This is a genomic window from Nonomuraea polychroma (genome assembly GCF_004011505.1).
Classification (GTDB): domain Bacteria; phylum Actinomycetota; class Actinomycetes; order Streptosporangiales; family Streptosporangiaceae; genus Nonomuraea; species Nonomuraea polychroma.
Window position 1 is genome coordinate 2,876,692 of sequence record NZ_SAUN01000001.1, and the last position, 23,798, is coordinate 2,900,489.

A 23,798-nucleotide genomic window follows, 5' to 3' on the forward strand; every position below is an offset into this window, starting at 1 on the left:
CCGGAAAACTGGCTTTCCTCGTTGCGGCGGTGCGTGTCCATGCGCGCCGCCGCTCCTGCGTGACCTCAGGAGGTCCCATGCGCATGCGGGCTCTCGGTACGGCCGCCTTCGCGACCCTCGCGTTCGCCGCCACGGCCTGCGGCAACTCCCAGCCGGCTTCCCCGGCGGCGCCCAGCGCGTCCGCCTCCGCCCCGGCAGCCACCACCGCCGGCAACCTCGTGATCTGGGCCGACCCCAGCCGCGTCAAGCCGCTCAAGCCCTTCGCCGACCAGTTCGGCACCGAGAACGGCGTGACGGTGGAGGTGAAGGAGATCAGCAAGGACAACCAGCAGACCTTCCTCACCGCCTCCCAGCAGGGCAGCGGCCCGGACATCATGATCGGCGCACACGACTGGATCGGCAACCTCGTGCAGAACGGCGCCATCGACCCGGTCACGCTGACCGAGGAGCAGAAGGGCGCCTTCTCCGAGAAGGCCATCCAGGCGGTGACCTTCAACGGCCAGATCTACGGCGCGCCGTACGCGGTGGAGAACATCGCCCTGATCCGCAACACCAAGCTCGCCCCCGAGGCCCCCGCCACGATCGAGGACATGATCGACAAGGGCAAGGAGCTCAAGAAGGCCGGCAAGGTCAAGGAAGTGCTCTGCATCCCCGTCGGCCAGAAGGGCGACGCCTTCCACGTCTACCCGATCTTCGCCTCCGGCGGCGGCGCCCTGTTCGGCGCCACCTCCACCGGCGACCCCGACCCCAAGCAGGTGCTGCTCGACGCGCCCGACTCGGTCAAGGCGTTCGAGAAGCTCAAGGCGCTCGGCGAGAAGGGCGACGGCGCGCTGCGCACGTCGATCACCAACGAGAACTACATCGTCAACTTCGCCTCCGGCAAGTGCGCCTACCTCGTCTCCGGCCCGTGGGCCATCAGCGAGGTCAAGAAGGGCGGCATCTCCTACGACATCACGGCCGTTCCCGCGTTCAAGGACGGCAAGCCCGCCACCCCGTTCGTCGGCGTCCAGTCGTTCTTCGTCGCGTCCAAGGGCAAGAACAAGGCCCTCGCGCAGGAGTTCGTCGCCAACTACGTGACGAACAAGGACGTCGCCAAGGCCCTGTACGAGGCCGACCCGCGGCCCCCGGCGCTGACCGCCGCCCTGCAGGAGGTCCAGGCCACCGACCCCGACGCGATCAAGTTCATGGACGCCGGCAAGGAGGGCATGCCGATGCCCGCCATCCCCGAGATGGCCGCGATCTGGGAGCCGTTCGGCATCGCCGAGACCGCCGTCGTCAAGGGCGGCGACGCCGCCAAGGCGGCCGCGGCCGCGCAGAAGGCCATCGACGGCGCGCTCAAGAACTGACGGTCATGCAATCGTCTGTTGACGTACGTGAGGCCGCACGGGCGAGCGCGCCCGTGCGGCCCCGCAGGGAGATCACCACGGCGTTCCTGGTGAGCAGGATCGCGGTGCTGGCCGTGGCCGCCGCGATCCTGGTCTACGCCGTGCCGCCGCTGATCGCCGCCGGGTCGTGGGTGTCGCTCGCGCTGCTGTGCGCGGCCACGGCGGCCATCGCCTCCCTCTATCTGACCCGCCGCTTCATCCCGGCCAAATACCTCATCCCGGGCACCGTCTTCCTCATCGCGTTCCAGGTGTTCCCCGTCGTCTACACGGTCACCACCGCGTTCACGAACTTCGGCGACGGGCACCGCGGCGACAAGGCCGCCGCCATCACCGCCATCGAGACCGGCTCCGTGCGGCAGGCCCCGGGCTCGCCCGAGTACGGCCTGACCGTCGCGCTGCGCGGCGAGGAGCTGGTGTTCCTGCTGGTGGACCCGGCGACCAAGCAGGTCTCCCTCGGCACCTCCAAGGGGCTGACGCCGCTGGCGGGAGCCGAGGTCGGTGTCACCGGCAAGGTGTTGAGGGCGCCGGGCCTGACCGTGCTCAAGGCGCCGGAGGCGGCCGCCCGCGCCCAGCAGGTCTCCGCGCTGGCCGTGCCGACCGGCAGCGGCGTGATCAAGGCCAACGGGCTCAGCCGGGCCGTCGAGGGCCGGGCGACGCTGGTGTACGACGCCGCTTGCGACTGCGTCCGCGGCAACGGCGACACCTGGACGGCCGACGAGGACCAGGGCTACTTCGTCAACGCCAAGGGCGAGCACCTGGCGCAGGGCTGGCAGGTCGGCGTCGGGCTCGACAACTTCGCCCGCGTGCTGACCGATCCCACGATCTCCGGATATTTCGTGGGAGTGCTCGGATGGAACGTGGTCTTCGCCCTGGGCTCCGTGCTCGGCACGTTCGCGCTGGGCATGTCGATGGCGCTGACGCTGCACCATCCGCGCATGCGAGGCACGCGGTTCTACCGGATCGCGTTGATCCTGCCGTACGCGATGCCCTCCTTCGCGATGCTGCTGGTGTGGCGTGACATGTTCAACCGCGACTTCGGCCTGATCAACCAGCTGCTCGGCGCCAACGTGGACTGGCTGGGCGAGCCGATGACCGCCAGGTTCGGGGTGATCCTGGTCAACCTATGGCTCGGCTTCCCGTACATGTTCCTCGTCACCACCGGCGCGCTGCAGGCCATCCCGCGTGAGCTGACCGAGGCGGCCTCCATCGACGGGGCCACGCCCTGGAAGGCGTTCCGCCGGGTCACGCTGCCGCTGCTGCTGGTGGCGCTCACGCCGCTGCTCATCTCGTCGTTCGCGTACAACTTCAACAACTTCAACGCGATCGCGCTCACCACCGACGGCGGGCCGTTCCCGGCCGAGAGCCCGCAGGTGGGCAGCACCGACCTGCTGATCACCTACACCTTCCGGCTGGCGTTCGGGGCGGGCGGGGCGCAGTTCGGGTTCGCGGCCGCGATCTCGGTGTTCATCTTCACGATCGTGGCGGTCGTCTCGGCTGTGGCGTTCCGGCGCACCCGCAAGCAGGAGGAGGTCTACGCGTGAAAATGGCCCTCAGGCACCTCTTCGTGCTCGCCGTGTGCGCGTTCGCGGTGTTCCCGATCCTGTTCGTGGTCTCCGCGGCGATCAACCCGCTGGGCACGCTGGCCTCCACCGACCTGCTGCCGAACGGGGCGAGCGCGGGCAACTTCGCCAACCTGTTCGGCTCCGACACCTACCCGTTCGCGCGGTGGTTCTTCAACTCGGTGTTCATCGCGCTGGTGGCGTCGTTCGCGAGCCTGCTGCTGTCGATGTTCGCCGCGTACGCCTTCAGCCGCATGCGCTTCGCCGGCCGCCGGGTCGGGCTGCTGGCGCTGCTGCTCATCCAGATGTTCCCGCAGTTCCTGGCCATCGTCACGATCTTCATGATCTTCACCAGGGTGACGGAGCTGTACCCGGCGTTCGGGTTCAACACCGTGTGGGGGCTCATGCTGCTCTACCTCGGCGGCGCGCTCGGCGTGAACACCTGGCTGATGAAGGGTTTCCTGGACACCGTGCCCAAGGAGCTCGACGAGGCCGCCACCGTGGACGGCGCCACGCACGCGCAGATCTTCTGGCGCGTCATCATGCCGCTGGTCACGCCGATCCTCGCGGTCACCGCGCTGCTGGCGTTCATCGGCACCATGAGTGAGTTCCTCATGGCCAACGTGTTCCTGCGCGACCCCGAGAGCAAGACCCTCGCCGTCGGCATGTACGGCATGATCGCCGGCGACCACCGTAATGCGAACTTCGGCATGTTCGCCGCGGCGACGTTGCTGACCGCCGTTCCCACGGTAGGTGTGTTCCTCTGGTTGCAGAAGTACATCGTCTCCGGGCTGACCGCCGGAGCTGTCAAGGGATAGGTGCATTGCGCTACATCGGGGAGCCGCATCACGACGGCTCGGCTCTGTATGTCTCCGAGCAGGCGCCCGAGCTCGGCTCGCGGGTGACGCTCTGGCTGCGGGCGCCGCTGGCCGTCGGCGTCACCGGCGTGCACGTGCGTACGGTGCACGACGGCGAGCCGCGGTATTTCGAGGCATCGCGGACGTCGCGTGACATCCGGGGATTCGGCGGCACCGACGTCTGGTGGCGGGCCGAGATCACCGCGGTCAACCCGGTCACGCCGTACCGGTTCCTGCTCACCACCGGCCGCGGCCAGGCATGGCTGACCGCGGCCGGGCTCGTCACGCACGACCTGACCGACGCGAGCGACTTCCGCCTGGTGTGCCACCAGCCGCCGCCCGCGTGGATGGCGGACACGATCGTCTACCAGATCTTCCCCGACCGCTTCGACCGTTCTCGTCCTATGGGCGAGCTGCCGGACTGGGCGCAGCCGCGCGACTGGGACCGCGACCCGGTCATCCCGAGCGGCCCCGGCACCGCCGAGCAGTTCTACGGCGGCGACCTCGACGGCATCGTCCAGCGGCTGGACCACATCGAGAGCCTCGGCGCCGACACCGTCTACCTGACGCCGATCTGGCCGGCCCGCTCCAACCACCGCTACGACGCCGCGAGCTTCGACACCGTCGACCCGCTCCTCGGCGGCGACGCGGCGCTGCACCGCCTGTCCGACGCGCTGCACGCGCGCGGGATGCGGCTGCTCGGCGACATCACCACCAACCACTGCGGCGACGCGCACGAATGGTTCACCGCCGCCGTGTCCGACGTGAACGCGCCCGAGCGGGAGATGTTCTACTTCGACCCCGAGACCGGCGACTACGAGAGCTGGTGGGGCGTCAAGTCGCTGCCCAAGCTCAACTGGGCCAGCGAGCGCGTGCGCGCCGCCATGCGGGAGGTGCTCACGAAGTGGCTCGGGCCGCTGGACGGCTGGCGCGTGGACGTGGCCAACATGACCGGCAGGCTCGGCGCGGTCGACCACAACCACGAGGTCGCCGCCATGCTGCGGCGTACGCTCGGCCCGCAGGCCGCGTTCATCGCCGAGCACAACCACGACGCCACGCCCGACCTGGACCGCGACGGCTGGCACGGCACCTTGAACTACGGCGGCTTCACCCGGCCCGTCTGGACCTGGTTGCGCGGCTCCGAGCTGGACCTGGAGCATTTCCTGGGGGTGCCGGGCGGCGTGCCCGCGCGGGACGGGCTGGCCACGCTGGCCACGTTCCGCTCGTTCGCCGCGCACATGTCCTGGCGGTCCTACCGGCACTCCTGGCAGCTGCTCGACTCGCACGACTCGCCGCGCATCCGCACCGTCACCGGCTCACGCGAGCGGCACCTGCTCGCCCTCGGCCTGCAGGCCACGCTGCCCGGCACGCCGATGGTCTTCGCCGGCAGCGAGTTCGGCCTGACCGGGGTGAACGGCGAGCACTCCCGCACCCCGATGCCCTGGAACCGGCCCGCCGACCAGGACATGGTGACCCTCGCCGGCTATCGCGAGCTGCTCGGGCTGCGCCGCGCCGAGCCCGCGCTGCGTCACGGTGGCCTGCGGTGGCTGCACGCCGACGCCGACTGCCTGGTGTTCGCGCGCGAGACCTACCAGGAGACGCTGCTGGTCAGCGCGCGTCGCGCGCCCGGCGAGCCGCTGGCCATCGGGATGCGGGCGGAAGGCGTCCACAACGCCGGGGACGGCGACGTCATCCCGGGTGACGGACCTGCCCTGCGTGTCTGGCGTCTCACGCATTGATCACGCTACGGTGGCCTCCGTCCGTTATTAGTCATTTCAACTAGATAGTGGTGTGCTCGTATGAGGGTGCTCTCCGTAGCCGTCATGGCCTCGCTCCTGCCTGCCGTACCGGTCGCGGCATCGGCCCAGGCGGGCACGACGTACTACGTGGACTCCAGGGCAGGTGACGACGCGGCCGCCGGGACCAGCGCGACCGCGCCGTGGAAGTCGCTGGACAAGATCAACGCGGCCGACCTCAAGCCCGGCGACACCGTCGCCGTCAAGCGCGGCAGTACCTTCACGGGGACGCTCACCCTGGCGGCCACGGGCACCGCGGGCCGGCCGATCTCCATCAAGGCGTACGGCAAGGGCCCGCTCGCCAAGATCAGCGGCGACGACACGGACTGCGTCGTGATCTCGGGCGCTTACTGGCGGGTCAGCGGCCTGCGGGCCTCCGGCTGCCGCTGGGCCGGCTTCCAGATCGACGGCGACCACAACGAGCTGTCCGGCGTGCAGGCCGACCGCAACATCGCCGGCGTGTTCGTCACGGCCTCCGGCTCGCGCAACACCGTCCGCGACAGCGTGCTGACCGACAACAACCGGATGAGCGTCAACGACGACGGCGGCGACAACGACTCCGGCGCCTTCGGCGTGCTGCTCAACGGCGACGACAACGTGGTCACCGGCAACACCATCACCGGCAGCTTCGCCAAGAGCCAGGACTACGGCACCGACGGGGCCGCCGTCGAGATCTTCAACGGCGACCGCAACCGCGTCACCCACAACGTCGCCAGGAACAACGAGACCTTCACCGAGCTGGGGGCGCAGAAGGGCAAGACCGCCACCGGCAACGTGTTCGCCTTCAACGTCGTGACTTCCTCGCGCAGCCGCGGCTCCTTCCTCATCACCCGCGGCTCCCGCCACATCGTCGGACCCGTCAAGGGCACCGTCGCCGTGCACAACTCGGTCTACCTTCCGGCCAAGGACACTGTCGGCTGGTCCTGCCACGACGGCTGCTCCCCGTCGATACTCAAGCTCCGCAACAACGTCATCGTCGTGGGCGGCGCAGCCGGCTGGGAGGACGGCAAGGGCGCGGACGAGTCCGGCAGCGTTTACCAGGGCCGCACGGCCAAGTTCAAGCTCGGGCCCAAGTCCGTCATGGCGAACCCGCAGTTCGTCTCCCGCACGGACCTGCGCCTGCGGCCCGGCTCCCCGGCGCTCGGCCGCGGCCTGACGCTCACCGCCACGTGGTACGGGGGCAAGGCCTTCGCCAAGGACGCGGCGGGCAAGCCCGTGACCGGATCACCGGACGCCGGGGCGTACCAGCGCTGACCCGGCGCCGATCGCCCGGATCCCGCTGAACGCCTGCCACGGACGGCCTCGACCCGCTCGGCGCTGCCGGGCTCCGGCGGCCGTCGGGGCCGGGACGGCAGCGGCGCGTTCTGACAGTGGCGGTGTCTAGAGTGGGGCCCGTGCAACAAGATCTCCGGCAACCGCTGGTCAGGCAACTGGCCGAGTCCGACGCCCCCCGCCACTACTGGCACATGGCCGACGAGGACGGCCGCGTCTGGCTCTTCGAGAGCGTCGAAGGCGACGGCGAGCACTGGGCGATCCGGCAGGTCGAGGTCGGCGCCGACCGGGTCGCCCGCCGCTACTGGTGGCGCCACCTGCAGGACGAGCGGGGCTTCCTCACGGACCAGCCGCTGGAGATCTGGGAGCTGACCGAGATCCCCGAGGACGCCTTCGAGGCCGTCTGGCAGGCGTCGGGCTGAGGACCTGCCGGTGACGGGCGGGGCCGGGCGAAACACCTTCACCACAGGGTGTCGATCCGGGGACCACGTGACCGACGCCCTGGTGACAGGCCGAAAGGAGGAGAGCATGGACCGCGTGCTCACGGACTGCCACCTGGCGGAAGGCGAAAGCGGCCGCTGGAACACGTTCGTCTTCTTCAACGATCTCGACGGCAAAGGATGGATCCTGGGGACCAAGCGGCTACCGGGATCCCTCCAGGCCGCGCACGATCAGGTTGACGGCCGTGTCGAAGGTGCGGTCGATCTCCTCGGGATCGTCCGTTATATGCCCCTGGGTCTCGAAGAGCACGAGGCCGGAGACGAACGCGTGCAGCACGTCCCCCGTCCTGCACAGCTCCGCCTCCGGCACCCCGGCCAGCCGCAGGATCCGGTAGAGCACCTGCCACAGCCTCATACGCCGGTCGGAGACGATCTCCGGATGGTTGTGGACGTAGGTCCACAGGGCGGGGTGCTCCCGCGCGTGCCGGTGGTAGGTGAGTGCCAGCGCCCTGAGCTGGTCCTGCCACGACGCGCCGTCGTCCGGCGGCAGGTGCATGCGCTCGGCGGCCCCGTGGCAGACCAGCCGGAGCAGCGCCTCCTTGCTCTCCACGTGGTGGTAGAGCGACATCGGGTTGACGTCCAGCTCCGCCGCCAGCTTGCGCATGGACAGGCCCTCCACGCCGCCCTCGTCCATCAGACGCAGAGCCGTGGAGCTGATCTCTTCGAGAGTCAGGGGCTCACCCCTGCGCGCGCTCACTGCCATACACCGTATGGTAGCGTCAGCCATACGGTGTATGGCTACACATCCGGGAGCACTCATGTCGCGTATCCCCGCCCCACAGGGCTTGCCCATCCTGGGCAACACGCTGCAAATTCCCTCGCACGCGCCGATCGAGCACTTCGTCCAGGTGGCCTCCCGATACCAGGCGGAGGGCATCTTCCGGCTCGAGGTCGCCGGGCGCACGATCGTGCTCGTCTTCGACCCCGACCTGGTCGCGCAGGTGTGCGATGAGAGCCGGTTCGTCAAGCGCATCAGGCCGCCGCTGTCGATCGTGCGCGATTTCGGCGGCGACGGGCTCTTCACGGCCGACCACGACGAGCCGGTGTGGGGGCACGCGCACCGCATCCTGATGCCCGCTTTCAGCCAACGCTCGATGAAGGCCTACTACCCGCAGTTCCTGGAGGTCGCCGAGCAGCTCGTCGCGTCGTGGGCAGATCGCCAGGGGGAGGACCTGCCGGTCGCCGACGACATGACCAGGCTCACGCTCGACACGATCTCGCTGACCGGGTTCGGCTACCGGTTCAACTCCTTCGACTCGCCCGAGCTGCACCCGTTCCTGCAGGCCATGGGCGGCGCGCTGACCGAGGCCATGCTGCGTAACCAGCAGCTGCCGTTCGTCACGCGGCTCAGGCGCAAGCAGGAGGAGACCTACCGGCGCGACATCGCCACCATGCAGGCGCTCGTCGACGACGTGATCAGGCGGCGGCGCGCCGGGGGCGCCACCGGCTCCAAGGATCTCCTGGGCCTGATGCTGGAGGCCTCCGACCCGCAGAGCGGCGCGCGGCTGTCGGACGAGAACATCCGCAACCAGGTCCTCACCTTCCTCATCGCCGGCCACGAGACCACCAGCGGCCTGCTCTCCTTCGCCCTGTACAACCTGCTGCGCGAGCCCCACACCCTGGCCCGCGCCTACGAGGAGGTGGACAGGCTGCTGCCGGGCGACGAGCCGCCGGCGTACGAGACCGTGATGAAGCTCGACGTCATCGCGCGCATCCTGGAGGAGACGCTGCGGGTGTGGTCGCCGATCCCGGCCTTCAGCGTCAGCGCGGTCGAGGACACCACGCTCGGCGGCTACCCCATCCCCAAGGACCAGGGGGTCGTCGTGCTGCTGCCGGCGCTGCACCGCAGCCCCAAGGCGTGGGAGCGGCCCGGCGAGTTCGACATCGACCGCTGGCTGCCGGAGAACAGGCAGCACCACCACCCGGCCGCGTACAAGCCGTTCGGCAACGGCGAGCGGGCCTGCATCGGCCGCCAGTTCGCGCTCACCGAGGCCAGGCTCGCGCTGGCGATGATCCTGCGCCGCTTCGCGCTGTCCGACCCGGACGCCTACCGCATGAAGATCAAGCAGACGCTCACGCTCAAGCCGGACGGGTTCACGCTGAAGGTCCGCGAGCGCCGCCCCCATGAGCGGGCCGCCGTCATCCAGGAGACGGTGCAGGAGGCCGAGGAGCAGGAGATCGCCGTCACCGGCGTGCCGCTCACCGTCGCGTACGGCTCCAACCTCGGCACCAGCTCCGACATCGCCGAGCGGCTGGCCGAGCGGGCCGGGCGGGCCGGATTCGCCACCACGCTGACCACGCTGGACGAGCTGGCCGCGCCGAGCGAGGGCCTGCTGGTCGTGGTGGCCTCCTCCTACAACGGCAAGGCGCCCGACAACGCCCAGCGTTTCGACGCCCTCGAGGCGCTGCCCGACCTGTCCGGGGTCCGGCTCGCCGTGCTGGGCTGCGGGAACACGCAGTGGCCCACATACCAGGCCTTCCCGCGGCGCGCGTACGAGAAGCTGACGGCCGCCGGAGCGGTGCCGCTGATCGAGCGGGGCGAGGCCGACGCCGACGGGGATTTCGACGGCGACGTGTCGGCGTGGACCGCCAAGCTGTGGGCGGCGCTGGCCGAGGAGTACAGCGCCACCGCCGAGTCGGCGGGGCCGCGCTATGAGATGGAGGTGCTCACCGAGGCGGAGGTCCGGCCGGCCGTCGTCTCCGAGCGCGCCTTCCCGCTCACCGTGGTCTCCAACGAGGAACTGACCGGCGACCCCACGGGCCTGTGGGACTTCTCGATCGAGGCGCCGCGCCCCGGCGTGCGCTCCATCGTGGCCAGGCTGCCCGAGGGCGTCACGTACGCGGCCGGCGACCACGTGGCCGTCTTCGCCAAGAACGACCCCGAGCTGGTCGAATGGGCGCTGCGCTGCCTGCGCGTCCCCCGGGAGCAGCTCGTGCGGCTGCGTGCCGCCGGAGCCACCCACCTGCCGGTCGACACGCCGGTGACGGCCGGGCTGCTGCTGACCGAGTTCGCCGAGCTGCAGGAGGTGGCCACCAGGGCCAACCTGGAGGCGCTGGCCGCTCACACCGCCTGCCCATGGACGCGCGGCCAGCTGGCCGAGCTGACCGCGAACTACGCCGACGAGATCCTCGCCAAGCGGGTCTCCCCGCTGGCCCTCCTGGAACGTTTCCCCGCCATCGAGCTGCCGCTGCCGGCGTTCCTGGAGATGGCCGGGCCGATCAAGCCGCGCTACTACTCCGTGTCCTCGTCGCCGCTGACCGACCCGTCGCTGGTGCGGCTCACGGTGGGGCTCGTCGAGGGGCCCGCCTGGTCCGGCGCCGGCACGTACCAGGGCATGTGCTCGGCCTACCTGGCCGGGCTGAAGGAAGGCGAGGTCTTCTACGGGTACGTCCGCGTCCCCGCGCCGCCGTTCCGGCTCCCGGACGACCCCGCCACTCCCGTCATCCTCGTCGGCCCCGGCACCGGCTTCGCGCCGCTGCGCGGCTTCCTCGAAGAGCGGGCGCTGACGGGCGCCACCGGGCGGGCCGAGCTGTTCACCGGGTGCCGCCACCCGGAGCACGACCTGCTGTACGCCGGCGAGCTGGCGGACTGGGCGGAGCGGGACGAGGTGCGGGTGCACACGGCGTTCTCGGCCCTGCCGGGGCATCCCTACCGGTTCGTCCAGGACGCCGTCGCCGCGCACGCCGATGAGGTGTGGGAGCTGCTGGAGCAGGGCGCCCACGTGTACGTCTGCGGCGACGGCCTGAGGATGGCGCCCGCCGTGCGGCAGGCGCTGCTGGACCTCTACGAGAAGCGGACCGGCGGGGACGGCGCAGTGTGGCTGGCCGGTCTGGAGGCGGATGGCCGCTATCAGCAGGACGTGTTCGCTTGACCCTGGTATGGTCGCCCACCTGGGCGGGCGATCCTACCGTGACCTGGGAAAAGTCGCGGCTGACAGTTGGTAGAGCCTTCTCGACAATCCGGACTTAAGCCTTCATCCTGGGATATAACCGCAGCATGCGCGACATATCCGTGGAACATACTCGAAACCTTTCCACGGCACTGTGAAAGCCTCTGGAAAGGGGGCGGCAATGCTGCTGCGACTGAGGGTGTCGCTGCCGGACCGGCCAGGTGGGCTGGGGCAGGTGGCCAAGGCGCTGGGCACGCTCGGAGCCGACATCCTGCAGGTCACGGTGCTCGAACGTGAGGCGGGGCGGGCCGTGGACGACTTCACCGTATCGTGGCCCGGCCCGGTGACCGCGTCAGAGGCGCGCGAGCGGCTGTCCGCCGTGCCCGGCGTACGGGTTGAGGGAGTCTGGGCGACCAAGGAGGTGCCCGGGTCCGCGCTGGATTACGACCTGCTCATGCACGTCGTGTCCGAGCCGGCGCGGGGCTTCGCCACGCTCGTGGACGCGCTGCCGGGGTTGTGCGGGGCCGAGTGGTCGCTGGCGGTGGCCGACGGCGCCGTACGGCATGCCTCCCTGGCGGCTCCCGCCGAGTTCGACCTGCCGGAGCCGCCGCCGCGGGCCATCTCCCTCGACGCCCGCGAGTTGCGGCTGATGCTGCTGCCCGTGGTGGCGCTGGGCATGCACGTGATCGTGGCCCGGGCTGAAGGCCCGGTGTTCCACCGTGCGGAGTTGGAACGTGCCGCCCGCATCGTGGACGTGGTCGCCAAGCTGGCCGCCCGGGCGCCGGCTCAGTCGTGACGGGGGAGGCCTGACACCTCGTGGTCGGCGTGGAACAGGGCCTCCGCGATGAGGGCCCGTACGTGGGAGTCGCGGGCCCTGTAGAGCACCCTGCGTCCGTCCCGCCGGGTGTCCACCAGGCCGGCGAGCCGGAGCTTGGCCAGGTGCTGGGACACCGACGGGCGGGGCGCGCCGATGGACTCGGCAAGTGAGTTCACATCGAGCTCGCCGGACGACAACAGCCACATCAGTCTCAAACGTGTGGCGTCGCTGAGCATGCGGAAGGCGTCCACAGCCGCATTGACCTGGGCGGGGGTGGGATGGCCGTGCTCTTGCGACTGGTTGGCACCTGAGGCGTTGTCGCGTGCGTACATGACTACATATCCTTGCCAACAGGGATGAAGGACGCAAGCGAGGTGCCATGTCTGATCAGCGGGATTCCGGCTCGACACCGCAGAACCCTCACCCGGACGGACAGGCTCATGGGCACGGGCACGCGCATGGAGACGGTGATGGGCATGAACGCGGCCACGGCCACGGGCATGGAGACGGTGGCGGGCACGGAACGGACCGCGGGCATGGACACGGGCACGGGCATGGACGTGAGGGCGGGGAGGAGTCGGGGCGGAGGGTGGTGAAGGCGGCGCTGGGCCGGGTGGCGCATGCCTTCACGCCGCACAGCCACGACAGCGCCGACAAGACCGACGCCGCTCTCGAATCCAGCAGTCGCGGCATGCGCGTGCTGGCCATCTCGTTCGCGGTCTTGATGGTCACCGCCGCCGTCCAAGCCGTGATCGTCGTGGCGTCCGGCTCGGTCGCGCTCCTCGGCGACACCTTGCACAACTTCGCCGACGCGCTCACCGCCGTACCGCTGGCCATCGCGTTCTCGATCGGCCGGCGCGCCGCCACGCGTCGTTTCACCTACGGGTACGGCCGGGCGGAGGATCTCGCGGGCATCGTCATCGTCCTGCTCATCGCCGTCTCGGCGGGCTTGGCCGGGTACGAGGCGATCAAGCGGCTGCTCGATCCGCAGGACATGCAGGCGGTCTGGTGGGTGGCGGGCGCAGGCGTGGTGGGGTTCCTCGGCAATGAGTGGGTGGCCAGGTACCGCATCAAAGTGGGGCGGGAAATCGGCTCGGCCGCGCTGGTCGCCGACGGCCTGCACGCCAGGACCGACGGGTTCACCTCGCTCGCCGTCCTCCTGGGGGCGGGTGGCGCCGGGCTCGGCTTCCCCATCGCGGACCCGATCGTGGGCTTGCTGATCACGGGTGCGATCTGCTTCGTCCTGCGTGATGCGGCTCGCGAGATCTACCACCGGCTCATGGACGCCGTGGATCCCGCGCTCGTCGATGCCGCCGAACGCATCATCGGCACGGTCGACGGTGTCCAGCGGGTCGGGTCCGTACGGCTGCGCTGGATCGGGCACGCGCTCCATGCCGAGGTGGAGATCCTCGTGGATCACGACATGTCCGTCGTGGACGCCCACGCCGTGGCGGTCGAGGCCGAGCACCGGCTGATCCACGACCTGCCCCGCCTGCGGGCCGCCACCGTCCACACGGACCCCCACGGCCCGGACGGCGCCGACCACCACGCCACCCTCTCCACTCACCGCACCACCTGACCCCGGGCCGCTCACGGCCCACGTCCCCGGCCCCGCGACGCCGTGCCGCACCGCCATGCAGCGGTTCGCGGCCCGTCCCTCCGGCGGTCCGCGCCCCGTCCGCCCGGGGTCGGGCCGCCTCGCCATGCGGCCGGCCGCAGCCCGTCCACCCGGTCACGCGCCCGCCCGCAGCCCCGTCTGCCGGGCCGCGCGGTCGCCCGCGCGCTGGTCAGCTTGCTCACCACCCGAGTGCTTCCACGTCCCCGACGTGCGGCGCCGAGGCGCGGGGACATGCGGCTCCCAGGCGCGGGGGCGTGCGGCTCCGAGGCTCGGGGGCGTGTGCCGTGGGGGTGTGTGGCCGGCGGGTGGCGCTGACGTGTGCCGTCGGGTGAGGTGTCAGCGGGGGCGCTGTGCCGTCGGGGCGGGCGCCGGCGGGCGGGGAGCCGGATGGGAAGGCCGGCCGGGGGCGGGGACCTCGCCGCATCACCGGGCCCGGTACGGGTATGTTGATGCGGGTGTCCGCCGCCGCCCCCGCCCTCGCCCAGCCTGCCTCGTCAACCGCCAGGCTGGCCTGGCTGGACGCGCTGCGCGGGATCGGCGCGCTAGCCGTCGTGGCCGAGCACCTCCTCCCGTGGTTCCTCCCGGACCTCAGGCCATACTGGTTCAATCTGGGCGTCTACGGCATCTTGGTGTTCTTCCTGGTCAGCGGCTACATCATTCCCACGTCGCTGGAGCGGCACGGCGATGTGCGCGCCTTCTGGATCAGCCGGATCTTCCGCCTCTACCCGCTCTATCTGAGCGTGATCGTCCTGGTGCTCACCCTGGCATGGTGGGTGCCGGTGCGCGGGGAGGTGCCGCGCGACGGGAGCGCGGTGGCGGCGCATGCGACCATGTTGCTCGACGTCGTGAGCGTGGGCGGCGTGGCCGACACGATGTGGACGCTGTCGTACGAGATGGTGTTCTACCTGCTGGTCACCGCGCTGTTCCTGGCCGGTGGACACCAGCGCAGCGGACAGTTGTCCATGGTGTTCGCGGCCGGGGCCGTGGTCGTGGGGCTGGTGGCGTCGGGTGCGGTGCTCGTGGGCGGGTGGCCGGCATACGTGTCGGCCGGGGTGTTCGCGGCCGGGCTGGCCTGCGTGATGTGGGGCCGGGCCCGTACGGCCGCCGCCTGCCTGCTCGGTCTGATGGCGCTGGCGGCGCTGCTGCTGAGCAGCCGGGTGCCGTGGCTGGGGACGGCGGTGCTGGCGGTCATGTTCGCGGGCACGGCGATCCACCGGTGGGAACGCGGAGCGGGCGGGCTGTGGCCGGTGGCGGTCACGACGGCGCTGGTGGCGATCGCGCCTCTGTGGGCCATCGAGAGCGGCTGGTGGTGGGTGCAGGCCGACGTGTGGCTGACCACGATCGCGCTGGCCGGAGCCACGTTCGCGGGCGCGATGGCGCTGCGCGGGCGGCGGCTGCCCAGGATCCTCGTCTGGCTGGGGCTGGTCAGCTACTCGCTCTACCTGGTGCACCATCCGCTGCTGAAGTACTTCGTGGAGATCACCGGAGACCTGCGGCAGGCGGACCTGCCGTACCAGGTGGCCATGGCGGCGCTGGCCCTGGCCGTGGTGCTGGGCGTGAGCGCGCTGGCCTACCGCTTCATCGAACGGCCGGGCCAGGCGCTGGGCCGCCGGCTCTCAGGCCGGGACGCCCGCGGGCTCCAGCGCCGGGCCGATCCGGGGGTGGCCGGACAGGACCCGGGCGACGACGGGGTCCTCCGCCACCAGGAAGGCGAGGTGCCTGACGGCGTGGGCGACCACGTTGGCCAGGACGACGTGGTCAGGTGACGGCGTGGCGGGCGACTCGCCGCGGGCGATCTCCAGCACGGGCACCTCGACCGCGGGCAGCCAGGGCGACGGATCCGGGCAGACGGCGTAGGTCAGCACGATCCGGCCGTCCGGCTCGTGCCGCCAGCTGGTGGAATGCAGGACGGTGTCCGGATCGGCGGCCGGCACGCCGCTGAGCCGCCGCGCGGCCTCGTCCGGACGCTCGCCGCGTCCCAGCCGGGTGATGGCATGCCGGTACGCCCAGCGATTGTCGGTGCCCACCCGTAGCATGAGCGTCTCAACCGAGACCACGTGTCTCCCCGTCACCACCGACGACTTACTGCTAATCATATGCAACTACGTCCACAACGCATATGTCTTCTGGTCTTGAACAGCGCGGCGAGCCCGGCTGTAGTCGATGGCGTGCGAAAGAGAGGCCGACAGCCATGCCGGGTTTGCTGGTGCTGATGGGGTCGGGCGAGACGAGCCCGACCATGGTCGAGGTCCACCGCGCCGCGGTGCGGACCCTGCGCGCCGGAGCGCGGGCCGTGCTGCTCGACACTCCGTACGCCTTCCAGGAAAACCGCGCCGACATCTCCGCCCGTGCCTGCCGATACTTCGCCCGCAGCGTCGGCCTGGACGTCGAGGTGACGGCTGGGATCACTGGCGCCGACTGGGTGTTCTCGGGTCCGGGAAGCCCGACGTACGCGCTGGACCGGTGGACGGACTCCGGCGTGGCCGGCGACCTGCGGGCCCGCGTCCGCGCACGTCAAGGGGTGACCGTGCTGGCCTCGGCGGCGGCCTGCACGGCGGGGCTGGCCACCGTGCCGGTCTACGAGATCTACAAGGTCGGCGCGGAGCCCCATTGGAGGGAGGGCATCGGCCTGCTGGAGCCGCTGGGCCTGCAGGCCGTGCTGATCCCGCACTTCGACAACGCTGAGGGCGGCACCCACGACACCCGCTACTGCTACCTGGGCGAGCGCCGGCTGTCCCGCATGGAGCGCGAGTTGCCGGACGGCACCGCGGTCCTGGGGCTCGACGAGCACACGGCGGTCATCATCGACCTGGAGAGCGAGACGGTGCAGGTCGCGGGCCGGGGCGGGCTGACCGTCCGGCGGCCGGGGTCGGCGGTGGTGTTGCCGTCCGGCACCCGTACCGATCTGGCCGGGATCCGACGCCTGGCCGAGGGCGGCGCGGGCGGCTCCGCGTCGCCGCCGGTCGCCCCGGCGGCGGCGCCTGCCGAGGTGACGCTGGAGGAGACGATCCGGTCCTGCGAGGAGCGGTTCAAGGCGGCCGCGGCCCGGCCGGACATGGTAGCGGCCGCCCAGACCGTGCTCGACCTCGAGGCCGAACTCGTCAAGTGGGCGGCCGACACGGAGGAGGACGCCGGTGGGGTGGACCAGGCCAGGGAGCTGATGCGGCTGCTCATCGCCCGCCTCGGCGAGCTCGCCTCGACGGCCGGCCTGCGTTCCCAGGGGCTGCGCTCGCTGGTGGAGTCGCTCCTCGCCCTCCGGGCGCAGCTGCGGCAGGAGGGGCAGTACGACGTGGCGGACGCGTTGCGGACGGCGATGCTGGCAGGGGGCGTCGCAGTGGAGGACACCCCGGACGGGCCCCGATGGACGCTTGCCTCGTGATCCGAATCAGCTGACAGAGCCGGTAAAGGCACGGTAACGTGACGCCGTCACTAGGCGTGCTCGTTCCGCTACAGTTGGCTCCACTTGCTGTGCGTGCGAGACTCGACCTATGGAAGGCGATGAGGCGATGACTGCTTTGCCGGAGGATGGGTGGCTGGTTGCTCATCCGCCACCATGGCGTGTCAGGCTTTTCGCGCTACCGTCCACCAACGAGGGCTACACCGTCGAGGACTGGCTCAAGCTGCCCGAAACCGGGGAGCGGATCGAGTTGATCGACGGGAGTTTCGTCGTGAGTCCCATGCCAAAGTCCGATCATGCACTCGCGGCGAAGCGCCTGGTCCGTATTCTGGACGAGGCGCGCCCCCGGGGCCTCGAGGTGGTTGAGACGCTCAACCTTCAGGCCGGCGAGGATGGCCTCATTCCTGACATCGTGGTGGGGGATGCCAAGGCGATAGCGGCAGGGCTCGCCAAGGTCTCTGCCGACGAGGTCGTGTGCGTAGTGGAGGTCGTCAGTCCGGGCAAGGGGAACCGTCGGCGCGACTACGAGATCAAGCCGCCCAAGTATGCTGCGGCAGGCATCCCGGTCTTTGTCAGGGTCGATCTTCAGGGCGGCGATGCGCCGCGTGTGGAGGTCTTCAACCTGAGAGCGCAGGGCTATGAGTTGGTGGAAGAGGCAAAGGCGGGCGACATGCTGATGATCACCCAACCCTTCCCTGTCTCCTTCGACCCGGCCATGCTCGTGGGCGTGGAGTAAACGGCGCTAGCGGCGCGGTGGGTCGATGCGGGCGCCGTCGGGGGTGAAGATCATGATGCGGGAGAGGTCGACAGCGACCTTGGCGGCATCGCCGGCCCGCCAGACCGGCCGGTTGCCCAGGCGGATGATCAGGTCGGAACGGCGGTGGATGCCGCTGTTCGGGTTGTGGCCCACGCGTTCCTGCTCCTGATGCTCCTCCTTCGGAGGCGAGAACATCCGCCGCATCAGCCCCGACAGCTTGCCCGAGCCGTTCTTGACGCCGTTGACCCGCCCGGTCCGTTCCGGCGGCTCGGGCACCGGGACGGCGGGCATGCCGCACTCCAGGTACGCCAGCCACTCGTGCCCGTGGTACTCCAGCGCCCGCACCCGCCCGAAGAACGCCGGCCCCTCGTACGTCTCCGGCACCGGCGCCAGCCCGTCGGGCCGCATCCCCACCAGCACGTGGCCGCCCGTGTGCTGAGAGATGGCGTAGGCCCGCGGATCGCTCCACGGGAGCGTCAGCTGGTGCGGGCCGAAGTCGAGCATCACGTACTGGTTCTGCGGCGTCCTGACCATGGCCGCCAACAGGTTCAACTGCTGGGAGTTGAGGAACGCCGCCACGAACGCCGTGGCTGGATCGTTGTAAATTTGGGCCGGAGTACCCACGTCCTGCAGGACGCCGCGATTCAGGATGGCGATCCTGTCGGCCAGCGTGAGCGCCTCCACTTGGTCGTGCGTCACGTAGATCGTGGTGACGCCGAGGGACCTGACCAGCGCGGAGATCTCCATGCGCAACTCGGTGCGCATGCCGGCGTCGAGATTCGACAGCGGCTCGTCCATGAGGAACAGCTTGGGCTGGCGCACGATCGCCCGCCCCATCGCGACCCGCTGGCGCTGGCCGCCGGACAGCGTGCCCGGCCGGCGATCCAGCGTCTCGTCGATGTGTAACGCCTTCGATAACTCCGTGACCCGCTCGCGCACCATCGCCGGGTCCGACTTGGCGATCTCCAAGGGGAAGGCGATGTTGCCCCGCACGGTCCGGTGCGGGTACAGGGCGCCGTTCTGGAACACCATGGCGACGTCGCGGTCGCGTGGCGCCAGGTGGTTGGCGATCTCCCCGTCCAGCCAGAGCTCACCTTGGGTGATTTCCTCCAAGCCCGCGATCATCCGGAGCAACGTGGACTTGCCGCAGCCGGAAGGGCCGAGGAGGACGAGGAACTCGCCGTCTTCGGCACGCAGGCTGAGCCGGTCGACTGCGAGGTAGCCGCCCGGATACACCTTGGTCACTTTGTCGAGAACGACCGAGCTCATGGGCCCACACCTTGCGCGCGTGTCACCTGTGACGGGGCTGATTGAAGAGGTAGTACATCGCGCCTTAACGCCGCATGTCCACCCTTGACATAAAGAATCTCCCTCCAGGCAGTTTCGGACGGGGGTTTTGGGCGACCGTACACCGAAATTTCCGTATTGGTGGTGGATGGAAGGAGTTGCGTAAAGTTGCGGAAACCGCTTTCATAGTCGCAACATTCCAGGGGGGTGACCATGACCGCGTGGTGGCGGAACGCCGTGATCTACCAGGTGTACGTGCGCAGCTTCGCCGACGGGGACGGCGATGGCGTCGGCGACCTGATCGGCATCCGCGATCGCCTGCCGTACCTGGCGGGGCTGGGCGTGGACGCCGTCTGGCTGACGCCGTTCCACCGCTCGCCCATGGCCGACTTCGGCTACGACGTGGCCGACTACCGCGACGTCGACCCGCTCTTCGGCACCCTCGCCGACGCCAAGGCGCTCATCGACGAGGCGCACCAGCAGGGGCTGCGCGTGATCGTGGACATCGTCCCGAACCACACCTCGTCCGCTCATCCCTGGTTCCAGGAGGCGTTGCGGGGCGAGAACCGTGATCGCTACATCTTCCGCGACCGGCCCAACGACTGGGAGTCGATCTTCGGCGGCCCGGCCTGGACGCAGGTCGCCGACGGGCAGTGGTATCTGCACCTGTTCGACCCCGCCCAGCCGGATCTCAACTGGGACAACGACGAGGTGCGGGGCGAGTTCGAGTCGATCCTGCGGTTCTGGCTCGACCTGGGCGTGGACGGCTTCCGGGTGGACGTGGCGCACGGCATGGTCAAGCCGCCGGGACTGCCCGACATCGGCAAGGGCAACCAGGCCAGGATGGTCGGACGAGAGCCGGTGCCGTTCTTCGACAACGACGGCGTGCACGAGATCCACCGGGCCTGGCGACGCGTGCTCGACTCCTATCCCGGCGAGCGGATCGGCGTGGCCGAGGCGTGGGCGCCCACGCCCGAGCGGCTGGCGATGTACGTCCGCCCGGACGAGCTGCACCAGGCGTTCAACTTCCATTACCTGTTCGCGCCGTGGGACGCCGCCGAGCTCCGCGAGGTGATCGACTCCTCGCTGGCCACCGCCGCCTCCGTGGGTGCGCCGACCACCTGGGTGTTGTCCAACCACGACGTCAAGCGGCACGTGACCCGCTACGGCGGCCTGGCCAGGGCGCGCGCGGCCGCGTTGCTGACCCTCGCGCTGCCCGGCTCGGCGTACGTCTACCAGGGCGAGGAGCTGGGCCTGCCCGAGGTGCTCGACCTGCCGGCCGAGGTGTGCCAGGACCCGCAGCGGCTGCGCGACCCCGACAGCGGGCGCGACGGCTGCCGGGTGCCGATGCCCTGGACGCGCCGGAGCCCGGAGTCCGGCTGGGTCAACCCGTGGTTGCCGATCCCGGCGGACTGGGCGGAGCTGAGCGTGGAGGCCCAGGACGGCGTCCCCGGCTCGACGCTCGAGCTGTATCGGGCGGCGCTGCGGCTGCGGCGTACCTTCGACGGGGACCTGACCTGGCACGACTCTCCGGAGGGCACGCTGGTCTTCTCCCGGGGCGATCTGGTGTGCGCCGTCAACCTGACGGAAACGCCCGTGGACTTCGGCCTCGACGGAGAGCTGCTGCTGGCCTCGGCCGAGCCTGGAGCAGCCGATTCGGCGGCCTGGTTGAAAGTAAAGTGTGGAGCATGAATGGTCACGCTCGCCTTGCCGACATCGCCGCCCAGGCCGGGGTGAGTGAGGCCACGGTCAGCCGGGTGCTCAACGGCAAACCCGGGGTCTCCGCCTCCACCCGCCAGGCGGTGATGACCGCGCTCGACCTCATGGGCTACGAGCGCCCGCCGCGGCTGCGGCAGCGCAGCAACGGTCTGGTCGGCCTGGTGACGCCCGAGCTGGACAACCCGATCTTCCCTGCCTTCGCCCAGGCCATCGAGAAGGCTCTGACCCAGCACGGCTACACGCCGGTGTTGTGCACGCAGCTGCCCGGCGGCGCTCCCGAGGACGAGTTCACCGAGCTGCTCGTGGACCGCGGGGTGAGCGGCATCGTCTTCATGTCGGGCCTGCACGCCGACACGACCGCGCGGATGGACCGCTACACCCGCCTGGTCGACCGCGGGTTGCCGATCGTGCTGGTCGACGGCTACAGCGAGCACATCGACGCGCCCTTCATCTCGCCCGACGACCGCATGGCCGTGCGGCTGTCCGTGCAGCACCTCGTCGATCTCGGCCACGAGCGGATCGGGCTGGCGCTGGGGCCGCGCAGGTTCGTGCCGGTGATCAGGAAGATCGAGGGATTCAAGCAGGCCATGGCGCAGTTGCTCGGCGCGGCCGACGTGGACGACCTGATCGCGCACTCGCTGTTCTCGGTCGAAGGCGGTCAGGCGGCCGCCGCCCAGCTGCTCACCCGCGGCTGCACCGGCATCGTGTGCGCGAGCGACCTGATGGCGCTCGGCGCGATCCGGGCCTGCAGGGAGAAGGGGCTGTCGGTGCCGGGGGAGGTGTCCGTGGTCGGGTTCGACGACTCGCCGCTGATCGCGTTCACCGACCCGCCGCTGACGACCGTGCGCAAGCCGATAGGCGCCATGGCCTCGGCGGCCGTGCAGACGCTGCTCGAGGAGGTCAGCGGCGCGCCCGCCAAGCACGTCGAGCTGATCTTCCAGCCGGAGCTGGTGGTCCGCGGCTCCACCGGCTCGGGTCCCCTGGTCAACCGGTGAGGTCATGAACACGTGACGCACGACATCTTGGTCCTCGGCGGCGCGGGGGTCGACACGACGGTGTACGTACCGGAGCTGCCGCTGCCGTACAAGGACACCTACCCGGTGCCACCCGTCGTCGACCGGATCGGCAACACCGGCGCGGGGGTGGCGCTCGGCTGCCACGCGCTCGGGATGGACGTCGCGTTCGCCGACCTGATCGGCGACGATCCGCAGGGGGCGCTGATCCGGCACGCGCTGCGCGATCTTGACTGCTCCTGGGGGCGGGCGGAGGCGGGCACCCGCAGGAGCGTGCTGCTCGTGGGCCCCGACGGCCGCCGCACCTCCTTCTACGACGCCAAGGTGACGCCCGGCGAGCGCCTGCCCCAGGATCTGTACGCGAACGTCCGGCCCAGGCACGCCCATCTGTCGATCATGGACTTCTGCCGTCACGTCTTCCCCGATCTGGACGGCGTGCCGACCTCCACGGACCTGCACGACTGGGACGGCGCCGACGACTACCACAAGGACTTCGCCTACCGGTCCGACGTGGTGTTCTTGTCGGCCGCCGCGCTGCGGGACCCGGCCGCCACGATGCGCGGCATCCTCGCGCACGGCCGTGCCCACACGGTCGTCTGCACGCGCGGCGCCGGCGGGTGTCTCGTGCTGACCCGCGACTCCGACGTGCGCGCCTTCCCAGCCGCTCCGCTGCCTGGGCCGGTGGCCGACAGCAACGGCGCGGGGGACGCGTTCGTCTCCGGCTTGCTGTACGGCATGCTGCGCGGCAGGCCGCTGGAGGAGTGTGTCAGGCTGGGCTCGCTCGCCGGGGCACACGCCTGCACGGTCGCCGGCACCCACGAGTCCCCGATCACGGAGTCCCTCCTGCTGAGCCGGGCCAGCGCCGTTTGAGGCCGGCCGGAGTGCCTCCCCGCTGGACAAACGTGATTTGGTACTACTATTGGGACACATGATCCAGCGGTTGGCTGAGGAGTCCCGTTCGTGAGCGTCGTGGTGTGCGGTGAGGCGATGCTGCTGATGCTGGCCGAGCCGGGCATCCCGCTCGAGCGGGCCACCGCCTTCCGCCGCTCGGTCGCGGGCGCCGAGTCGAACGTGGCCGCCGGGCTGGCCAGACTGGGTCACCCGGTGCGCTGGCTCGGGCGGGTGGGCGCGGACCCGGCAGGCAAGTCGGTGCTGGCCATGCTGCGTGCCGACGGCATCGACACCCGCCACGCCGTCGTGGATCCGCACGCCCCCACCGGGCTGCTGCTGCGTGACAGCCACCCCTCGCGGGCGATCGACGTCCAGTACTACCGCGCCGGCTCGGCCGCCTCCCGGCTGACGCCCGACGAGCTGACCTCCGAGATGGTGGACGGCGCGCGGCTCGTCCACGTCACTGGCATCACGCCGATGTTGTCGGACTCGGCGCACCTCGCCACGGTCCGGCTGCTCGATCTCGCCAGGGACGCGGGCGCCACGATCTCCATCGACCCGAACGTCCGGCTCAAGCTCGGCCCGCCCGATCGGTGGCGGGAGCGGGTCGCGCCGCTCATGGCCCGCGCCGACGTGGTGTTCGCCGGTGAGGACGAGCTGGAGCTGCTCCAGGTGGACCCGGGCGGGCTGCCCGGCCTCGCCGTGGTCAAGCACCGCGACAAGTCGGCCGGCTGCGCCGGGCTGCGGCAGGAGGCGTTCTCGGTGCCCGTGACCGACCCCGTGGGGGCCGGGGACGCGTTCGCGGCCGGGTTCCTGTCGGGGATGTTGCGCGGGATGCCGTACGAGACCTGCCTGCGCGAGGGCGCGGCCGTGGCGGCGCTCGTGGTGCAGTGCGCCAACGACATCGACGGGTTGCCCGACCGGGCGGGCCTGGACCGCGCGCTGGCCGCGTCCACCGAGGCGGGGGAGACCGTGCACCGTTAGCGCGGGATCACCGAGGCGGAGGGAACGTGCCCCGTTAAGCGTCGGTTCGCCGAGGC

20 protein-coding genes are annotated in these 23,798 nt (G+C 70.5%); 17 read left to right on the forward strand and 3 right to left on the reverse strand.

All coding sequences use genetic code 11. The annotated features are described in order from the left end of the window. The first annotated feature begins 77 nt into the window (after window positions 1–77). From EDD27_RS12750 to EDD27_RS12775, 6 genes are all read left to right on the forward strand, one after another. Window positions 78–1,346 (forward strand): sugar ABC transporter substrate-binding protein, encoded by a 1,269-nt coding sequence (locus EDD27_RS12750; protein ID WP_127932620.1) that lies wholly within the window; start codon window positions 78–80, stop codon window positions 1,344–1,346. A 5-nt stretch (window positions 1,347–1,351) separates the two neighbouring features. Next, window positions 1,352–2,926 carry an ABC transporter permease subunit gene (locus EDD27_RS12755; protein ID WP_127932621.1) on the forward strand — a complete coding sequence of 525 codons (1,575 nt, stop codon included), beginning with the start codon at window positions 1,352–1,354 and terminating at the stop codon, window positions 2,924–2,926. Between the two features lie 2 nt (window positions 2,927–2,928). After that, on the forward strand, window positions 2,929–3,762 hold the full coding sequence (locus EDD27_RS12760) for a sugar ABC transporter permease (RefSeq protein WP_127940645.1): 834 nt from the start codon (window positions 2,929–2,931) through the stop codon (window positions 3,760–3,762). Between the two features lie 5 nt (window positions 3,763–3,767). After that, window positions 3,768–5,540 (forward strand): glycoside hydrolase family 13 protein, encoded by a 1,773-nt coding sequence (locus tag EDD27_RS12765; protein ID WP_127932622.1) that lies wholly within the window; start codon window positions 3,768–3,770, stop codon window positions 5,538–5,540. Window positions 5,541–5,600: 60 nt separating this feature from the next. Beyond that, window positions 5,601–6,851, forward strand: a complete 1,251-nt coding sequence (locus EDD27_RS12770) for a NosD domain-containing protein (RefSeq protein ID WP_241563997.1) — start codon at window positions 5,601–5,603, stop codon at window positions 6,849–6,851. A 140-nt stretch (window positions 6,852–6,991) separates the two neighbouring features. Next, window positions 6,992–7,291, forward strand: a complete 300-nt coding sequence (locus EDD27_RS12775; RefSeq protein ID WP_127932623.1) for a hypothetical protein — start codon at window positions 6,992–6,994, stop codon at window positions 7,289–7,291. A 220-nt stretch (window positions 7,292–7,511) separates the two neighbouring features. On the opposite strand, the gene EDD27_RS12780 is transcribed toward EDD27_RS12775, so the two are convergent. Continuing rightward, window positions 7,512–8,072 carry a TetR/AcrR family transcriptional regulator gene (locus EDD27_RS12780; protein WP_164903593.1) on the reverse strand — a complete coding sequence of 187 codons (561 nt, stop codon included), beginning with the start codon at window positions 8,070–8,072 and terminating at the stop codon, window positions 7,512–7,514. Window positions 8,073–8,127: 55 nt separating this feature from the next. Here EDD27_RS12780 and EDD27_RS12785 point away from each other — a divergent pair, with 55 nt between their 5' ends. After that, on the forward strand, window positions 8,128–11,241 hold the full coding sequence (locus tag EDD27_RS12785; protein ID WP_127932625.1) for a bifunctional cytochrome P450/NADPH--P450 reductase: 3,114 nt from the start codon (window positions 8,128–8,130) through the stop codon (window positions 11,239–11,241). A 199-nt stretch (window positions 11,242–11,440) separates the two neighbouring features. Then, a complete protein-coding gene (locus EDD27_RS12790) occupies window positions 11,441–12,055 on the forward strand; it encodes an ACT domain-containing protein (RefSeq protein WP_127932626.1) in 615 nt (204 codons plus the stop codon). On the opposite strand, the gene EDD27_RS12795 is transcribed toward EDD27_RS12790, so the two are convergent. Beyond that, window positions 12,046–12,408, reverse strand: a complete 363-nt coding sequence (locus tag EDD27_RS12795; RefSeq protein ID WP_127932627.1) for an ArsR/SmtB family transcription factor — start codon at window positions 12,406–12,408, stop codon at window positions 12,046–12,048. The two genes, EDD27_RS12790 and EDD27_RS12795, sit on opposite strands and share 10 nt — an antisense overlap. Window positions 12,409–12,516: 108 nt before the next feature. Between EDD27_RS12795 and EDD27_RS55470 the strand changes: the two genes are divergently transcribed. The 5 genes from EDD27_RS55470 (at window position 12,517) to EDD27_RS12815 (ending at window position 17,827) form a co-directional block, all read left to right on the forward strand. Further along, a complete protein-coding gene (locus tag EDD27_RS55470) occupies window positions 12,517–12,672 on the forward strand; it encodes a hypothetical protein (protein ID WP_206641377.1) in 156 nt (51 codons plus the stop codon). Next, window positions 12,666–13,655: a cation diffusion facilitator family transporter gene (locus tag EDD27_RS12800; RefSeq protein WP_241563998.1), complete on the forward strand. Its 990-nt coding sequence runs from the start codon at window positions 12,666–12,668 to the stop codon at window positions 13,653–13,655. Before EDD27_RS55470 ends, EDD27_RS12800 begins: the two co-directional genes overlap by 7 nt. 488 nt (window positions 13,656–14,143) lie before the next feature. After that, window positions 14,144–15,460 (forward strand): acyltransferase family protein, encoded by a 1,317-nt coding sequence (locus EDD27_RS12805; protein WP_127932629.1) that lies wholly within the window; start codon window positions 14,144–14,146, stop codon window positions 15,458–15,460. A 425-nt stretch (window positions 15,461–15,885) separates the two neighbouring features. Beyond that, a complete protein-coding gene (locus tag EDD27_RS12810; protein WP_127932630.1) occupies window positions 15,886–17,073 on the forward strand; it encodes a hypothetical protein in 1,188 nt (395 codons plus the stop codon). Between the two features lie 109 nt (window positions 17,074–17,182). Further along, window positions 17,183–17,827, forward strand: coding sequence for a Uma2 family endonuclease (locus tag EDD27_RS12815; RefSeq protein WP_127932631.1), 645 nt, complete (start codon window positions 17,183–17,185; stop codon window positions 17,825–17,827). A 6-nt stretch (window positions 17,828–17,833) separates the two neighbouring features. On the opposite strand, the gene EDD27_RS12820 is transcribed toward EDD27_RS12815, so the two are convergent. Then, window positions 17,834–19,117 carry an ABC transporter ATP-binding protein gene (locus tag EDD27_RS12820; protein WP_127932632.1) on the reverse strand — a complete coding sequence of 428 codons (1,284 nt, stop codon included), beginning with the start codon at window positions 19,115–19,117 and terminating at the stop codon, window positions 17,834–17,836. 231 nt (window positions 19,118–19,348) lie between these two features. On the opposite strand from EDD27_RS12820, the gene EDD27_RS12825 reads away from it, so the two are divergent. The 4 genes from EDD27_RS12825 to EDD27_RS12840 all read left to right on the forward strand — a co-directional run bounded on the left by EDD27_RS12825 (window position 19,349) and on the right by EDD27_RS12840 (window position 23,742). Beyond that, window positions 19,349–20,827 (forward strand): glycoside hydrolase family 13 protein, encoded by a 1,479-nt coding sequence (locus EDD27_RS12825; protein ID WP_127932633.1) that lies wholly within the window; start codon window positions 19,349–19,351, stop codon window positions 20,825–20,827. Continuing rightward, on the forward strand, window positions 20,824–21,849 hold the full coding sequence (locus EDD27_RS12830; RefSeq protein WP_127932634.1) for a LacI family DNA-binding transcriptional regulator: 1,026 nt from the start codon (window positions 20,824–20,826) through the stop codon (window positions 21,847–21,849). Before EDD27_RS12825 ends, EDD27_RS12830 begins: the two co-directional genes overlap by 4 nt. A gap of 12 nt (window positions 21,850–21,861) precedes the next feature. Then, window positions 21,862–22,737, forward strand: a complete 876-nt coding sequence (locus tag EDD27_RS12835) for a carbohydrate kinase family protein (protein WP_127932635.1) — start codon at window positions 21,862–21,864, stop codon at window positions 22,735–22,737. A 90-nt stretch (window positions 22,738–22,827) separates the two neighbouring features. Continuing rightward, window positions 22,828–23,742: a sugar kinase gene (locus EDD27_RS12840; RefSeq protein ID WP_127932636.1), complete on the forward strand. Its 915-nt coding sequence runs from the start codon at window positions 22,828–22,830 to the stop codon at window positions 23,740–23,742. Window positions 23,743–23,798: the final 56 nt, after the last annotated feature.

What these genes read in the sequence shown, in the direction of transcription:
- EDD27_RS12770 (WP_241563997.1), top strand. Translation starts at nt 5,601, where the DNA reads ATGAGGGTGCTCTCCGTAGCCGTCATGGCCTCGCTCCTGCCTGCCGTA.
- EDD27_RS12825 (WP_127932633.1), top strand. Translation starts at nt 19,349, where the DNA reads ATGACCGCGTGGTGGCGGAACGCCGTGATCTACCAGGTGTACGTGCGC.
- EDD27_RS12790 (WP_127932626.1), top strand. Translation starts at nt 11,441, where the DNA reads ATGCTGCTGCGACTGAGGGTGTCGCTGCCGGACCGGCCAGGTGGGCTG.
- EDD27_RS12810 (WP_127932630.1), top strand. Translation starts at nt 15,886, where the DNA reads ATGCCGGGTTTGCTGGTGCTGATGGGGTCGGGCGAGACGAGCCCGACC.
- EDD27_RS12780 (WP_164903593.1), bottom strand. Translation starts at nt 8,072, where the DNA reads ATGGCAGTGAGCGCGCGCAGGGGTGAGCCCCTGACTCTCGAAGAGATC.
- EDD27_RS12785 (WP_127932625.1), top strand. Translation starts at nt 8,128, where the DNA reads ATGTCGCGTATCCCCGCCCCACAGGGCTTGCCCATCCTGGGCAACACG.
- EDD27_RS12815 (WP_127932631.1), top strand. Translation starts at nt 17,183, where the DNA reads ATGGAAGGCGATGAGGCGATGACTGCTTTGCCGGAGGATGGGTGGCTG.
- EDD27_RS12750 (WP_127932620.1), top strand. Translation starts at nt 78, where the DNA reads ATGCGCATGCGGGCTCTCGGTACGGCCGCCTTCGCGACCCTCGCGTTC.
- EDD27_RS12820 (WP_127932632.1), bottom strand. Translation starts at nt 19,117, where the DNA reads ATGAGCTCGGTCGTTCTCGACAAAGTGACCAAGGTGTATCCGGGCGGC.
- EDD27_RS55470 (WP_206641377.1), top strand. Translation starts at nt 12,517, where the DNA reads ATGGGCACGGGCACGCGCATGGAGACGGTGATGGGCATGAACGCGGCC.
- EDD27_RS12805 (WP_127932629.1), top strand. Translation starts at nt 14,144, where the DNA reads ATGCGGGTGTCCGCCGCCGCCCCCGCCCTCGCCCAGCCTGCCTCGTCA.
- EDD27_RS12755 (WP_127932621.1), top strand. Translation starts at nt 1,352, where the DNA reads ATGCAATCGTCTGTTGACGTACGTGAGGCCGCACGGGCGAGCGCGCCC.
- EDD27_RS12795 (WP_127932627.1), bottom strand. Translation starts at nt 12,408, where the DNA reads ATGTACGCACGCGACAACGCCTCAGGTGCCAACCAGTCGCAAGAGCAC.
- EDD27_RS12830 (WP_127932634.1), top strand. Translation starts at nt 20,824, where the DNA reads ATGAATGGTCACGCTCGCCTTGCCGACATCGCCGCCCAGGCCGGGGTG.
- EDD27_RS12760 (WP_127940645.1), top strand. Translation starts at nt 2,929, where the DNA reads ATGGCCCTCAGGCACCTCTTCGTGCTCGCCGTGTGCGCGTTCGCGGTG.